The 14,855-nt window shown below is 43.6% G+C and carries 13 protein-coding genes and 1 other RNA gene; 8 read left to right on the top strand and 6 right to left on the bottom strand.

The window, feature by feature from the left end; all coding sequences use genetic code 11:
* Positions 1–164 precede the first annotated feature (164 nt).
* Complete coding sequence (locus EV690_RS15450; protein ID WP_224054989.1) at positions 165–1,676, bottom strand: CYTH and CHAD domain-containing protein; 1,512 nt, start codon at positions 1,674–1,676, stop codon at positions 165–167.
* Between the two features lie 297 nt (positions 1,677–1,973).
* Between EV690_RS15450 and EV690_RS15445 the strand changes: the two genes are divergently transcribed.
* From EV690_RS15445 to EV690_RS15425, 4 genes are all read left to right on the top strand, one after another.
* A complete protein-coding gene (locus tag EV690_RS15445) occupies positions 1,974–2,651 on the top strand; it encodes a TIGR00153 family protein (RefSeq protein ID WP_131913906.1) in 678 nt (225 codons plus the stop codon).
* 24 nt (positions 2,652–2,675) lie between these two features.
* Entirely contained in the window at positions 2,676–3,938 is a 1,263-nt protein-coding gene (locus EV690_RS15440) for an inorganic phosphate transporter (RefSeq protein ID WP_131913905.1), read from the top strand.
* 465 nt (positions 3,939–4,403) lie between these two features.
* Positions 4,404–5,018, top strand: coding sequence for a TIGR04211 family SH3 domain-containing protein (locus EV690_RS15435; RefSeq protein ID WP_131913904.1), 615 nt, complete (start codon positions 4,404–4,406; stop codon positions 5,016–5,018).
* 302 nt (positions 5,019–5,320) lie between these two features.
* Positions 5,321–6,751: a sugar porter family MFS transporter gene (locus tag EV690_RS15425; RefSeq protein WP_131913903.1), complete on the top strand. Its 1,431-nt coding sequence runs from the start codon at positions 5,321–5,323 to the stop codon at positions 6,749–6,751.
* A 16-nt stretch (positions 6,752–6,767) separates the two neighbouring features.
* Here EV690_RS15425 and EV690_RS15420 read toward each other — a convergent pair whose 3' ends face one another.
* Together EV690_RS15420 and EV690_RS15415 are read right to left on the bottom strand one after the other, a co-directional pair.
* Positions 6,768–7,322: a general secretion pathway protein GspB gene (locus EV690_RS15420; RefSeq protein WP_131913902.1), complete on the bottom strand. Its 555-nt coding sequence runs from the start codon at positions 7,320–7,322 to the stop codon at positions 6,768–6,770.
* The gene (locus tag EV690_RS15415; RefSeq protein ID WP_131913901.1) at positions 7,319–8,887 is read right to left on the bottom strand and encodes an ExeA family protein; all 1,569 of its coding nucleotides are present in this window, start codon (positions 8,885–8,887) and stop codon (positions 7,319–7,321) included. The genes EV690_RS15420 and EV690_RS15415 overlap by 4 nt, the downstream gene beginning before the upstream one ends.
* A 74-nt stretch (positions 8,888–8,961) precedes the next feature.
* On the opposite strand from EV690_RS15415, the gene EV690_RS15410 reads away from it, so the two are divergent.
* Complete coding sequence (locus tag EV690_RS15410) at positions 8,962–10,179, top strand: multifunctional CCA addition/repair protein (protein WP_131913900.1); 1,218 nt, start codon at positions 8,962–8,964, stop codon at positions 10,177–10,179.
* A gap of 60 nt (positions 10,180–10,239) precedes the next feature.
* Here EV690_RS15410 and EV690_RS15405 read toward each other — a convergent pair whose 3' ends face one another.
* From EV690_RS15405 to EV690_RS15395, 3 genes are read right to left on the bottom strand one after another with little or no spacing between them, the layout of a single operon-like run.
* Entirely contained in the window at positions 10,240–11,418 is a 1,179-nt protein-coding gene (locus EV690_RS15405) for an FAD-dependent monooxygenase (protein ID WP_131913899.1), read from the bottom strand.
* A gap of 17 nt (positions 11,419–11,435) precedes the next feature.
* Entirely contained in the window at positions 11,436–12,644 is a 1,209-nt protein-coding gene (gene ubiH, locus EV690_RS15400; RefSeq protein WP_131913898.1) for a 2-octaprenyl-6-methoxyphenyl hydroxylase, read from the bottom strand.
* A gap of 14 nt (positions 12,645–12,658) precedes the next feature.
* Entirely contained in the window at positions 12,659–13,216 is a 558-nt protein-coding gene (locus EV690_RS15395) for a UPF0149 family protein (protein WP_224055039.1), read from the bottom strand.
* 201 nt (positions 13,217–13,417) lie between these two features.
* On the opposite strand from EV690_RS15395, the gene zapA reads away from it, so the two are divergent.
* From zapA to EV690_RS15380, 3 genes are all read left to right on the top strand, one after another.
* Positions 13,418–13,720: a cell division protein ZapA gene (gene zapA / locus EV690_RS15390; protein ID WP_131913896.1), complete on the top strand. Its 303-nt coding sequence runs from the start codon at positions 13,418–13,420 to the stop codon at positions 13,718–13,720.
* Between the two features lie 6 nt (positions 13,721–13,726).
* A non-coding RNA gene (ssrS, locus tag EV690_RS15385) (6S RNA) lies at positions 13,727–13,907 on the top strand.
* 167 nt (positions 13,908–14,074) lie between these two features.
* On the top strand, positions 14,075–14,845 hold the full coding sequence (locus EV690_RS15380) for a DUF481 domain-containing protein (RefSeq protein WP_131913895.1): 771 nt from the start codon (positions 14,075–14,077) through the stop codon (positions 14,843–14,845).
* The last annotated feature ends 10 nt before the right edge of the window (positions 14,846–14,855 follow it).

Here is a 14,855-nt window from a genome sequence, read left to right as displayed (position 1 = left end):
CTAGTTTAGATTAATACATCTTTCGGGGGAGCATCAAAAATAAACACCAATCATATTATGAAAATTATAACTTATTTTATAAACTACTGAGTTTTATTAGAATAAACAAAGAAAAAGCTGCTTTTAGCAGCTTTTTTTATCAACCTGTGACAGAAATAACAAATTTATGAGACATGATGCAGAAGCCAGTAATCGGCTTTGCTTAACGCTTGGGTACGGGTAAATTCCATCGCATCAGTAATAGAGTCTTGCTTACGTTTGAGCCATTTATGCAGCTGCTTGATTTCATCTTTATTTTCACGACTATCATCAGCTAATTCAGCAATCGGTTCCAATAGCCGCAAATCTTCGATACCGCCGAGTAAATCTAGCCACAAGGAACGAAACTCATCACGACTACTTGGCTCAAACAATGCTCCAAAACAATTGCCCAACATCATATTCCGTTTCAGTTGCCCGGCCAAACGAGTATACTGATTGAAATCCAAAGAGAGTTGTTCACCAAATTCAGAATCACGCAATTTTTGCCAGCACTCTTGCAAGGCTGTACTAGCATATTCATTCAGGCTCAACGCCGTTTTCGCTTGCATATCTTCTTTTTGATACACCCATTGAATCAGCCCTAACATCAAACGGTTATAACGTTCACAAGATAATAATTTTATCACTTCATCCGAATCAGGAAGCTCGCTCAGACGTTGCTCCAACTGCCGGAAAATCGTCCGTTTATTGGTCAATTTACGAATAAATTTACCCTGATCATCGATCAGTCCCTGGATATGGCAAGCCTCATCTAGCCATCCCAACTGGCGAATGAGCCATAATAAGTCGTCATGCCAGGAACAACTAAATTCGACCACATCTTGGTACATTGAAATCTCTTGGTGAATCAACTGAGCGGCCTGTTTGAGTTCGCTTAATGCACGATAAGAAAGAGTATCAATATAGACTTGCTGGTGGCGTTGCCAATGTGAAAGCGCATAATCGACACTTTTATGTAAAGCAGTTGGCAACGAATCGTCATTTTCTAGCGGCACAAATCCTAATCGAACCGGCTGCTCGCCAGGAAGGCCATCCGCTAACGTATAACCTCGTTTTGCTTTGCTAGTAGAACCTAAGATTAGCGAATTGAGTGAACTGAGTTGTTCTGCTAGATAAAACAGTTGCCCTACATCACCTTTGACCAGTTCCAGTTCTAATTCACAAATCGGTTCCTGGCGATCATCAACCTCTAATTTTCCCGAATCCAAAGCAACTTCAACGAGCGTTTCATTTTGCAAATCCACAAGCCAAGTCGTACGTTGAAAATCGGTTACAAAAATTGGGAGTAACGCATCTTCCAACTCCGTCAGCTCAACATCTTCAGGCCAAGGCAAGTTTTCAAATCGATTAAGTTGCGGCCGAGTCCCTTCAATCACTTGGTTATATTCAGGGCGATCATGCAGTCCCCCGACGACTCGACCAGCGGTTTTAACCGTCTGAACATTTTGCTCATCACCACTGCGAATTCGAAGTCCCATTCGCCAACGTCGAAGTTGGCGCTGCTTGGTATCAAAATAGACACTGCGCAAGTTTCGAACTTCATGCTGTAAGATCGGAAAATTAGCCAAAATCGGTTCGATTTGGGCCACTGAATCATCCCGTAGATAGAACTTTAGTTCAATTTCACTATTCATAGTCCAACAAGTGTTGCTGAGAGTCATAATATTGCAATTTACGCAGGATATCATACTCGTTAAACAATCGCGTCATATCAAAAAAATACCATCCCTATTTTTAGTTATCTGGATATCGATATATCCATACTAACTTCATGATATAAATATATATTCATGCCTATAACGAGTGACCTAAAATGGCTTTTTATTGAGCTGTTTGCTATTATGAATCCATAAAGAAAGTACAGAATTTACTTGCATGAACGCTTATATCGGTTAAGATTCGCGGCGCAATAGTCAGACAGAATAAACGCTATGCCAAATACATTACTTGGTTTATTTGCCAAATCGCCAATTAAACCCTTAGAAGAGCATATCAGCAAAGTTCATGAATGTGCTGAAAGCTTAGTTCCTTTTTTTGAAGCTGTTTTCGCTGATAACTGGGATACAGCAGGAAAATACCGGGAACAGATCAACCGTCTTGAAAAAGAGGCTGATAGTTTAAAACGGAATATTCGGATGAATCTTCCTGGTGGTATTTTTATGCCAGTTGAACGATCTGATTTGCTTGAATTGCTAACCCATCAAGACCGTATTGCAAATAAAGCAAAAGATATCAGTGGTCGAGTGGTTGGCAGACAACTCTATGTGCCAAAAGAGTTACATGATCTCTTTTTGCCCTACCTAAAACGCTCTCTTGATGCGACAGCAAAAGCCCAAGAAACCATTCACGAATTAGAAGATCTTCTGGAAACAGGCTTTCGCGGACGAGAAGTCGACTTGGTCACCAAAATGGTCACTGAGCTCGATCAAATCGAAGATGATACTGATACCATGCAAATCCGTCTTCGACTCAAACTTCGTCAATTGGAAGCTCAACTTAATCCGGTCGACGTCATGTTTTTATATAACATGATCGAAAAAGTCGGCGAACTGGCAGATCAAGCGCTTCGCGTTGGTGCCCGTATGGAATTAATGATTTTCCGAGCTTAAGTCTTATCTTCAGGTTGTTCAATTATGGAAATAATTGCGAATTATGGCGCCATTTTGGTGGCGCTTGCCGCTATATTTGGCTTTGTTATGGCCTGGGGCATTGGTGCCAATGACGTTGCCAATGCCATGGGCACATCGGTCGGTTCGGGTGTCTTAACGATTAAACGAGCCGTACTCATTGCGATGATCTTTGAGTTTTCAGGCGCATATTTAGCCGGTGGCGAAGTCACCAATACAGTTCGTAACGGGATTATCAATCCAGCCTTATTCGCTGATAAACCAAATATCATGGTTTTTGGCATGATTGCAGCGTTGTTAGCGGCTGGGGCTTGGCTATTAATTGCCTCTTATAAAGGTTGGCCTGTCTCAACAACTCACTCGATCATTGGGGCCATCATCGGTTTTGCCTGCGTCACGGCTGGACCACACACGGTTGAGTGGTCAAAATTATCCGGCATTATCGGCAGTTGGATCGTCACACCAATTATTGCTGGGGTGATTGCTTATCTGCTGTTTACCAGTGCTCAGTTACTTATTTTTAAGCATGAAAATCCCATTCTCGCCGCCAAACGCTATGTCCCGGTCTATATGTTTATGGCCGGTTTCATCCTGTCTCTGGTGACCATCAAAAAAGGGCTATCGCATGTTGGGCTAAATGTCGGAGATATGCAGGGCTATTTATTGGCCATCGGCATTGGTCTGGCGATTGCCATCATTGGTCGATTGTTGATTAATCGACTGCATATTGACCCCCATGCCGATCAGCAGATGCATTATACCAACGTCGAAAAAATCTTTGGTATTTTGATGATTATGACTGCCTGTTCAATGGCTTTTGCTCATGGCTCTAACGATGTCGCTAACGCGATTGGTCCGCTAGCCGCTGTAGTAAGTATTATCGGCCATGGCGGAGTGATCGGAACTCAAGCACAAATAGCTTGGTGGATTCTCCCGCTTGGTGGATTAGGAATTGTTGCTGGCTTGGCAATTCTTGGACATCACGTCATTGCCACCGTCGGCAAAGGCATTACCCATCTGACGCCAAGTCGTGGTTTTGCTGCCGAACTTTCTGCGGCAACAACAGTCGTCATTGCGTCTGGAACAGGTTTACCTATTTCGACAACTCAGACACTGGTCGGTGCCATTCTTGGAGTAGGAATGGCGCGAGGCATTGGGGCATTAAATTTAGGTATTGTGCGAAAAATTGTTATCTCCTGGGTGATCACCCTTCCTGCGGGGGCTGTTTTTGCAATCATTTTCTACTATATTCTTAAAGCTTGTTTTTAATTAAACAGACATTTGGGTTCAGGTGTTGTTAGGCATTAAATTTGTCAAATCACACCTGAATCACTAGGGACTGTTGACCTTTGGTGGTTGAATTTTGTTCAAATTAAACGCATTTTGAACGCGGCGCCCCTTGCGTCGCTTAATGAGTTAAGCAAGCAGGGGGCAACAAAGTTCAGGACGCGTTTAAATGAACCCCAAGGGCAGTATCTGAGAGGGATTTATCCAGCGTTAAACGTTCTTTGTGGAGAATAACGACACGGCACAACGTTTACCTTGCCTAAATCCCTCTCAGATTTCTGCAAAACTAATCACAAAAGGTCAACAGTCCCTAGAGCTCTTTGCCGTTCAGTTGAAATTGATGTGAGATCATTTGCTATTACATCAATGGTGGTTGAGCGACATTCACGAAAGACTTACACTAAATGTCTTTATTCCCTTTGATTCGCAACGAAAACGAGATAGCTTGTGAGATACAAACTACTGCTTTCAGTCTTGACCGCAGGACTTAGCTTCAGCACATTAGCTGCACCACGTTATGTAACCAATGATTTATTCATTTATATGCATTCTGGTCCTGGAAATAATTACCGGATTGTCGGGACAGTCAACGCTGGTGAGAAGGTCAATGAAATTGAATATGACAAGGACAGTCAATTTGCCCACATTAAAGTTGCTAATTCAGATAAAGATGGTTGGATAGAAGCAGATAAGCTTACCAACACACCAAGTTTACAAATGCAACTTAACACCGCAACCGCGCAGCTTAAATCAACTCAACAAAAGCTCAGTGCTCTGAAACAGTCATCTGAGCAAAGTGCGAGCGATAAAACTAAGCTGATTACTGACTTGCAACAACAGTTAAAAACGGAACAACAGCGCACGGCTGACTTGAATACCCATCTAAATAAACTTGTTAGTGAGAATAAAAAACTGACCATGAAATTAGGCAATATTCAGCAGAACGTGCAGATGCAGTGGTTGATTAAAGGCGGTATTGTCGCTGGGGGAGGATTAATTATTGGTTTAATTATTCCTTATCTGCCTCGCCGACGTAAACGCAGTAGTGATCGCTGGATGTGATTTTTTGGAGTTGGTCAAGCCAACTCCTATTATTTTTATTGCTATATATATAGATTAATCCGCTATCTATTAACATATTCTTTCTTTTAAAACCCCATAAAATTTATATAACTAATTGATTTAAAAAATTAAAATCATTTAGTTACATAGACATTATTTAAAGTATGTACAAAATAGCTACACTGATAGACAAGATTGCCACCCCTAAAATTATGTGAATCGGCTCAATCTACTGATTTATAAAGCCCCATAAGATGTCGCCTTGCAACAAGCACATCTTACCTTCTCAAGGGGTTTTAATTATGTCATCAACTAAAACAAGTTTAGTGACTATTGCAGCAGCCTTCGCCGGATTGTTGTTTGGTCTGGATATTGGGATTATCTCTGGTGCTTTACCATTTATCACTCAAGATTGGCACATTACGATCCATCAACAAGAGTGGGTAGTCAGTACCATGATGTTAGGTGCAACACTGGGATCAATTGCTAACAGTTGGTTGTCATCTCGTCTGGGGCGTAAACACAGTCTCTTATGGGGTGGCGCTTTGTTTGCCATCGGTACGGTCGGCTGTGCAGTCTCGGTGAATATTAACATGATGTTAGTCTTCCGAGTCATCCAAGGGTTTTCGATTGGGATCGCATCTTACGCGGCTCCCCTGTATTTGTCAGAAATGTCCGATAAAGCAGTACGTGGTAAAAAAATTGCCATGTATCAAGTCATGGTTAATATCGGTATTGTGGTAGCGTTTTTGTCGGATACTTTCTTTAGTTTATTCGGTAATTGGCGCGCGATGTTTGCAGTATTGGTTATTCCTGCCGTTATCTTAATTTTTGCAGTCTGGTTCATGCCTAAGAGCCCGCGTTGGCTCGCCGCTAAAGGCCGCAGCACTGAAGCTAAAAATATTCTACTGTCGCTACGCCAAACAGACCGAGAAGCGAATCAAGAATATCAAGATATTATGGCTAGCCTAAAAGTAAAAGAAGCTGGATTTGACTTATTCCGCGGCAATAAAAATTTCCGTCGTAGTGTGGCTCTCGGGGTTGCGCTGCAGTTTATGCAGCAGTTCACTGGAATGAACATTCTAATGTACTATGCTCCCACCATTTTCAAAATGGCTGGATTTGAAACCCATATGGAGCAAATGATCAGCACCGTATTTGTCGGGCTAGCATTTGTCATTGTGACAACATTAGTCTCTCGCGTAACTGATACATGGGGACGCAAACCCGCACTTAAAATTGGGTTCTTCATTATGGGGGCGGGAATGTTCTGCTTAGGGGGGCTACTTGAGTTAATTAAACACGGCCATACCGCTCCATTATTTGGTTATTTAGCCGTTGTCATGGCAATTATCTGTATTATCGGTTACGCCATGAGTGCTGCCCCTATGGTCTGGATTTTATGTTCTGAAATTCAGCCTCTAAAAGGCCGTGACTTTGGGATTGCTTGTTCAACCACAATGAACTGGGTATCAAACATGGTGTTAGGAGCAACCTTCTTAAGCCTGATTAATGGGATTGGTACAGGAAATACTTTCTGGTTATACGCCGCCTTGAACATCATCTTTATCGTCGTCACCATTATATTTGTTCCTGAAACGAAAGGGGTTGAACTAGAACGTATTGAAGCGAATCTAATGGCCGGAAAAAGACTGCGGGATCTGGGCGACACCGATGATGGCTCGATGCCAATCACAGCCACAATCACCAAAACCGCCGATCACAGCGCCTAGTCATCTCAAGATAACTTTATGGTTTGAAATCTTCCAAAGCCGGCTGCTCAACCAGCCGGTTTTTTATTTTAAAGATGGTTTTACCATATAAAATTTTCACCACGGTCATCCCGAGAAAGTGGTCTCCCTGATGCAGGGTACGACCATTCAACTGAATGTAACTCAAGCTAGGGTCTGATGAAAAAACATGTGCATTGTAGACAAATGCCGGGATATGCATTGTTGCACCTATGTCAGTTAAAGCGATAATCGGTTGCTTAGATCGCTTCCTCGAATCAGACAATGGCTGCTTCGCTATCACAGGCACATGCTGAGCATCCGCCGTTTGGACATCACCGCTCTTCTCAGCCAACTGTTGCTCCCTTAGAGCGATCAGATCCACTTTTTTAGCCTCGGGTTGTTCGATCGCATGCAATGCTGGAAAATCGATTTTCTGCCCAATTGGCGCAAGTAGTTTAGGTTGGGCTAAATGGATTTTACTCCAATACCCGCCATAACCTGTAATAACTATCCCAGCTATCAGCAATGCGCTATAGCCAAACCAAAAGCGAGAAGAAGTCGATGAGTTCATTTGCTGGCCTCTAGGTTCGGTTGTTCTGAATGCAATAAATGACTTAGCACTAGGCGTGTTTGAATGGTTGCAACTCCATCGGCTTTTAACCCTTGTTCACGCTGAAATCGAACAACTAGTTGTTGTAAACTTTTGCTATATTTAGACGAATCAGGAATTTTTTGACCGTAAAAAAGCGCTAATTGCCGAGCCAAGGCAAGAACTTTAGGTCCCGAATCTCCATGTTTTAGCACGACATCAGCATCATCTTGATCAGGCTTCCAAATAAGCTGATACTCTCCCGTCCAATGCGATTGCAGCCAATGTTTGGTCACAGACAGAGAATGCTTACCTAAATACAATTGTACGGAATTCCCTGAAACTGAACGTAGCAGAGCATAAGCTCGCATCCCTTGCTCCTGGATCCTTAACTGAACCGGATAATCCCATTTAATGAGTTGTGAAAGTGAAGTATGTCCCTTAAAGCAAGCTAGATGAATGGCCGGCAACAACTCACAACGAGCCTGAGATAACGGCACAGCATATCCCCACAAACGAATCAGTTGGGCCATCGCTATCTTGGGTTGCGAAGACTGAGAAATTAGATCTTGCCAGCGTTGCTTATTTTGCTGGCGAGTTTGATTAAAGTCTAACTGAGCCTGATCACTGACAGCTCTAGGGGTTAGCTTCCAAGCGATTCCAAATGAAGCAAGCATTAAAACCACTAAAACCGTTCCGAAAAAAGTGCCCCTATAGCGTTTCTGAGGAATTTTATCATTCCCAAGTAATTCCAGTTCACTAGCACTTTGCTTAAGAAGCGCGAGTGAAACTTGTTTTTCTCCCGCCATATATGTTTCTAATAAGGCTCGGTCACACAACAGGTTGATCAAGCGTGGAATCCCACCACTGTATTGGTGAACTTTACGAATAATCGATGCTGAGAATAGTGCTCGATCACAGCCAGCCACCTTTAATCGATAGACAATATAGTCTGACGTTTCATCGACGTTAAAAGCCAGTAATTGATAGCGTGCGGTAATGCGCTGCGAAAGTTGACGAAGCGCTTTTTGTCGTAACATGAGTTGTAATTCAGGTTGCCCTACCAATACGATACGCAATAATTTTTGCGTATCCGTTTCCAGATTGGTTAACAGCCGTAAGAGCTCCAGAGCTTCCATACTTAATTGCTGCGCTTCGTCAATTAGCAGCATCGCACTACCACCTTGGTCATGTAGCGATTGCAAATAGGCAACCAAGACATCTGTGAGAATTTTTAATCCAGCTTTCTTCGGATAATGGAGACCAAACCCATCACAAACAGCCGCTAATAGTTCGGTGCCATTGAGCTGCGGATTTAACAGTGTTGCGACGGCTATTTTACTATCCAAGTCACGCAACAACGTCCGAGCCAAAGTCGTCTTTCCCGTGCCGACTTCACCAGTTAACAAAACAAAACCGCCAGTATCACTTAAACCATATTTGAGGTGGGCTAAGGCTTCTTGATGGCGAGGACTGATAAATAAAAAATCAGGATTAGGGGCTATCGAAAACGGCATCTCCCGCATATTGAAATAGCTCTGATACAATTTTACACTCCCCTACACCTGCGCTTAATTAAAGTCTGTATAATACCTATCTGAATACGAAGTGGGAGATGTTTGTGCAAATTTATCTAGTCGGTGGCGCGGTGCGAGACAAGTTACTTGGCTTGCCCGTGAATGATTGCGATTATGTTGTCGTTGGGGCGACCGCTCAGCAAATGCGGGATAAGGGGTATCAACAAGTTGGTAAATCCTTTCCTGTGTTTTTGCATCCTAACACCGGCGAAGAATATGCGTTAGCTCGCACCGAACGCAAAAAAGGCCATGGATATACAGGGTTTGTCTGCGAATTTGGGCCAGATATCCCATTAGAAACAGACCTGCAACGTCGTGATTTAACCATTAACGCAATTGCTCAAAGTGCATCAGGCAGTCTAATTGACCCTTATCATGGTCGCCAGGATCTTGAAGATAGAGTACTGCGTCATGTATCCCCAGCCTTTGCTGAAGATCCACTACGAGTTTTGCGAGTCGCTCGCTTTGCGGCTCGTTTTGCACACTTGGGCTTTTCGATCGCTGACGAAACCATACTACTGATGAGCGAAATGGCAAACTCCGGCGAGCTACAAAGCCTCACGGCTGAGCGCATCTATAAAGAGATGGAAAAAGCACTAAAGAGCCAATCCCCTCAGGTGTTTTTTGAGACACTTCGCCAATGTGGTGCACTATCTATTATCTTCCCAGAACTTGATGCCTTATTTGGTGTTCCAGGCCCTGCCCACTGGCATCCAGAAATTGATACGGGCATCCACTCGCTACTGGTCTTGGAGCAAGCAGCGCTAGTAAGCACTGACATAGAGGTTCGATTCGCCGCCTTGTGTCATGACTTTGGCAAAGCTTTGACCCCACCAAATGAATGGCCAAGTCATCATGGTCATGATAAACGCGGGGTTCAGCCAACTAAGGCATTGTGTCAGCGGCTTAAAGTTCCCACTCATATTCAAAACTTAGCAGTGCTAGCTTGTCGCTGGCACATTCAGTGCCATAAACAAGCCGAGCTTAGTGACGAGCAATTGCTAAACTTATTTGACCAATGTGATGTCTGGCGAAAACCAGAGAGATTCGAACAGTTATTAGATGTTTGCCAAAGCGACATTCGAGGACGCACCGGCCATGAGCAAGATGATTATCCCCAAAAACGAGTTTTGCTGAGTTATATTAAACAGTTACAGCAAATTCCAATCCAAGAAATCATTCAAGCAGGTTATAAGGGCGGGCAAATTAAAGAACAGCTCACTTTACGAAGGCTCCATAGACTATCTGAGCTTCGCGCTTAACGACCATTGTTGTCCCCATCGCCGATAGGGAACAGGGACAACGATAAGCAACTGAGAAGACTATCCCAGATCTAGGGCTTTAGCTAACCAGCGTTGCTTGACCATTGGCAATTGATCGGTCACTCGCATACCTATTCCTCGGAGTAATTTCTTAGCTGGTGCTGAACCACTAAAGAGCTGTTTAAAAAATTCCATGGCGCTAATCATGACCATTGCCTGAGTTTTGCGCTCTCTCTCCCACGAACGCAGGAATCTATACTCACCCAAATCTTCTCCCTGCTGACTCAGCTGACACAAAATCGCAGCGAGCGCTTTAGCATCCGCCAGTCCCAAATTCACCCCTTGACCAGCCAATGGATGAATGGTGTGAGCAGCATCACCAATTAACGCAAAACGCTCCCCGGCAAATTGTCGAGCGTAGCGCATCCGCAGCGGGTAGCACTCAAGCGCGGAGACTCTCTGACATTGTCCTAATTGGGCGTCAAAAGCTACAGTCAGCTCTTGGTTAAAACGAGCCGTATCGAAAGATTGCAATTGCTCTGCACGAGATTGCTCAACTGACCAGACAATCGAGCACAAATGTGGATCACTGAGCGGTAAAAACGCCAACGGACCTTGCGGAGTAAAAATCTGTCTCGCGCAGTTCTGATGAGGGAGTTCTGTGCGAATAGTAGCGACCAGCGCGTGATGCTGATAATCCCAAAACGTTAATGGCACATCCAATTGTTCACGTAACCAAGAATGAGCCCCTTCAGCCCCGACGACCAATTGCGCGGTCACAACGCCTGTTTGTTCAAACTGTAACCAAGCATCTCGCGGACCTTGCTCAAACTTAACACAGGCCTCATTGATCACTGATACATTGGACTGCTGACTGACCTGTTGCCAGAGACTGTCTCGAATAACTTCATTTTCAATAATATGACCTAATGCTGGTAAGATAGCCTGCTGACAATCAAAATCGATTTTAGCAAAACTATCTTTTTCCCATACATGCATCCGCTGGTAACTCTGCAAACGTTGCTTTTCGATAAGTTTCCAGGCCCCTAGCTGATTGAGAAACAACTCACTGGCCGGACTAATTGCACTCACTCGAAGCGCAAAGTCACGTTGCTCTGCCAAAGGCTCAGGTAAGTGAGGCTCTACAACTGCAATATTTAATGCACTTTTTTCAAGGCCTCGCGCTAAGGCCAGTCCCACCATACCGGCGCCTAAAATCACAACATCAAACGTTTGCATTCCTTTTCCTTAAACTGTCAGTGAGTGAAATGGCTTTCATTATTTTCCACCTTAAGCATGCCCAATGTCTGGCGAACCAACGACGTTTTCAACACTGGAATCTTAGCCAAAGCGGCTAAAGCGGCATTTCTAGCAACCACAGATAACTTATCTCTACTGGAAAAACCAATTGCCAAGGCACTCGTTAAACCAACCGTGGTTGCTATATCCTCTCGGCGCATCATCCGATAGCGATTTAGCAACGCAAAATCCCCTGGATCGTCAGTATCTTTTAATAGCTGAGCCAACGTTGCAGCATCACGAATGCCTAAATTAAACCCCTGCCCTGCAATGGGGTGCAAACTATGGGCCGCATTACCAATAATGACGCTGCGATGGCTAAATAGTGCGCAGCGAGTGGTTAAAACAAGTGGATAAATATCCCGTTTGCCGACCACTTCAAATCGCCCAACCCGATATCCGAACATTGTTTGTAAGCGTGTTAAAAACGTTTCATCCGTGCACTGTCGTAATGGCTCGACTTGCTCATGGCTGACACACCAAACTAATGACCAACGGTTATCCTGCATTGGCAACAGTGCTACCGGACCATGTTCTGTAAAACGTTCAAACGCTCGACTCTGGTGAGGATGATTGCATTGCACATTCGCAATAATAGCACTTTGCCCAAAGTCGAGCGTATTAGAATCAAGCTTCATTTGTGCTGCAACATCAGAAGCCCCCCCATCAGCACCGACGACTAATTTCGCTTCAAGAGTTCGACCATCAGTTAGCGTTACCCGTTGTAGCGCTTTGGATGAATCGATTTGCTGAACTTTGGCCGGACAAAACAGTGTCACGTTTTCAAGCTGTCTCAGATGTTGATGTAACACCCGGCCTGCGTGGGCTAATTCAATAACCGCACCGAGTTGATCAATGGCATATTCATCGTGATGAATCGATATCTGACCTATATGACCACGATCAGAAACATGGATATGCTTAATCGGTTGCGCATAACAGCCAAGCTCAGACCAGATCCCTGCCTGCTTATAAATATCGATACTTCCAGCAGAGAGAGCAATAGCTCTAGCGTCGAAACCAGGATGATGTCCGTAATCAAGAGAATTCGCTTCAACTAATGCGATTTTAACGGGCTTAGAGCTAACGTTAGTTAATAACAACGCCAGTGAGGCACCAGCCATGCCAGCGCCACAAATTAAAATATCAAAAGATTCTGATTGCATGGTCACAAACGTACTTAATGTAAAGTTTTGCTCGCAGGATTAGATGGACGCAAAGCATAATGGTTAAAACAGGCCATGGCCCCTACTCGAACATACTCAAGGACTTCAAAGAACGCCTGTTCATTCACTTCATCTTCGCTATCAAACTCTAACGAAAGTTGAGCAATCTGATTAAAGTCATTGATCAGTTCTTGAATATCATCCGGGGCCTTACTTAATTCCTGACAGACCAACGCGAATCCGACTAAAAAGTTCTGCACCCACTGGGCTAGTGCTTCACTACGCTCATCGAGAGGATCATTGTCCGAAGGGACCCATGGATAAAAAGCAAATTGATTGTCTCGGTATAGCTGCTCACTCACCACAACCAATTTCTCTATTTTACGTTGCAATGCAACAGGAAGCGCATAACCATCGTTAAATAGGTCATTGAGATGGACATGCCAGCTTTGATCATCGACAGGTAAACCTCCTGCCAGTAATCCAGAGAGTAATCCATGTACTTCAGCGGGAGTGGCTATGATATGCTCAGCTAAAATTTCACCAAACTCAGCATAATCCGGGTAAGTCATCTCTTTCACGATATAAGCCTATATACCTTAATTGAGCTATGATCCTATCATTGCTAGCGATTTTTCACTATGTTGAAGCGAATAAAAGTGTAAGATATTGTTCATATAGCAGGCAAATAAAAACTGAAAGAGGCATCTCAGCTTGCAAGCTAGACATCGGCACTATATAGTCTCGGCAACATAGATAGGCAGGCCATCACGATGAGTAAAGCAGTAGATATCATCCTTTTAGGAAAAACATATCGCGTTGCTTGTCCTGAAGGACAAGAACAAGCACTGCATGAAGCAGCCGCAGAGCTAGCCGCTCGACTAGCAGAGGCTCATGCCAAAATGCCAAGTAACAATGAACAATTAGCGATGATGGTTGCGCTAAATCTCAGTTCTGAACTTCTTTGTGAAAAACAGAAAAATATCGAGTATGCTAAAAATATGGATGAGAGAATTCGTTCTCTGCAAAACACAATCGAACAGGCATTATTGGAAAATAGTTCGATAAATCGTTAAACTGTTTAATACCTGGGGTGAGCGTCAGTCAGTTGCTCCTCTGCCGATACTACAGTATAAGGGTTATACTTTATTGCTATTGAGCAAGCTCAGCACGTACTGAGAAGCCTACGGTAACTAAATTTATAGCCCGCCTTGAACTTTTCGGTTCAAGGGAAAAACTTGACAGCGCCACCCTGGGTTCTCTTCTCTTTCTTGCACAGATATTTCTCACAGGAATAACTCACAGCATCAGATAAATCTCACCCACCTTATTGGTGATAACTGATGAGCATTGTTATGCTTTCCGTTATAGTAAAGCTATTGATTTATTTATCCAGTGCCACCAATAACGGAGCTATTAGGGCCTGGTAAATGAAATATGAACGATCATGCTGGAGGTTGATTCTGAAAAAGGTAACAGTTGGCGTTCTGTTGGCGCTATTGTATTCAACCCAAGTTAATGCATTTGAAATTAACGACTCTGATTTGCAAAAAAAAGGGTATGCGGGTGAGGCTGAAGCAGGCGTGAATCTCGCCACAGGCAATAGTGATACATCCAGTGGCCACGGTCGTCTAGTCATGGATTTTTTCTATGGTAAATGGCGGCACAACACGGATTTTGAAGCCAATTATGCGAAAGATTCAGGAAAAGTAAGTGCCGAAAGATACTATGCAAGTTACAAAGTGAACCGCGATTGGAGCAAAAATCGTTATACATACGGATTGGTCACCTATGAAAATGACCGATTTAATGGAATCGATAACACCATTACCACATCACTCGGTTACGGTTCTCGGGCATTCCAGAACGATACTCAAACGATGGACATCGAATTAGGTCCAGGTTGGCGACATAACGAATCTTCGGATGGTCGCGATGAAGGTATTTTCCATCTTGGCCTAGATTATACTTGGAACATTACATCCAATGCCTCCTTTCATCAGACACTTTCCAGTGACATTGGTCAGTACAATACAATGAGTCGCAGTGAAACATCACTCACTAGTAGTATCTGGGGACCATTAGCCTTAAAAACCAGCGTCACATTAACGCATCAAACCCACCCATCCTTGAACGATAGTGATGATACGCCAGAACATTTAGATACAGTCACGTCAGTTACATTGTTATATAATTTCTAAATGAATCAAT

It is taken from the genome of Celerinatantimonas diazotrophica (assembly GCF_004339545.1).
GTDB classification, from domain to species: domain Bacteria; phylum Pseudomonadota; class Gammaproteobacteria; order Enterobacterales; family Celerinatantimonadaceae; genus Celerinatantimonas; species Celerinatantimonas diazotrophica.
The sequence above is the reverse complement of the archived record's forward strand: the minus strand, read 5'-3'. Positions and strand labels throughout refer to the sequence as shown.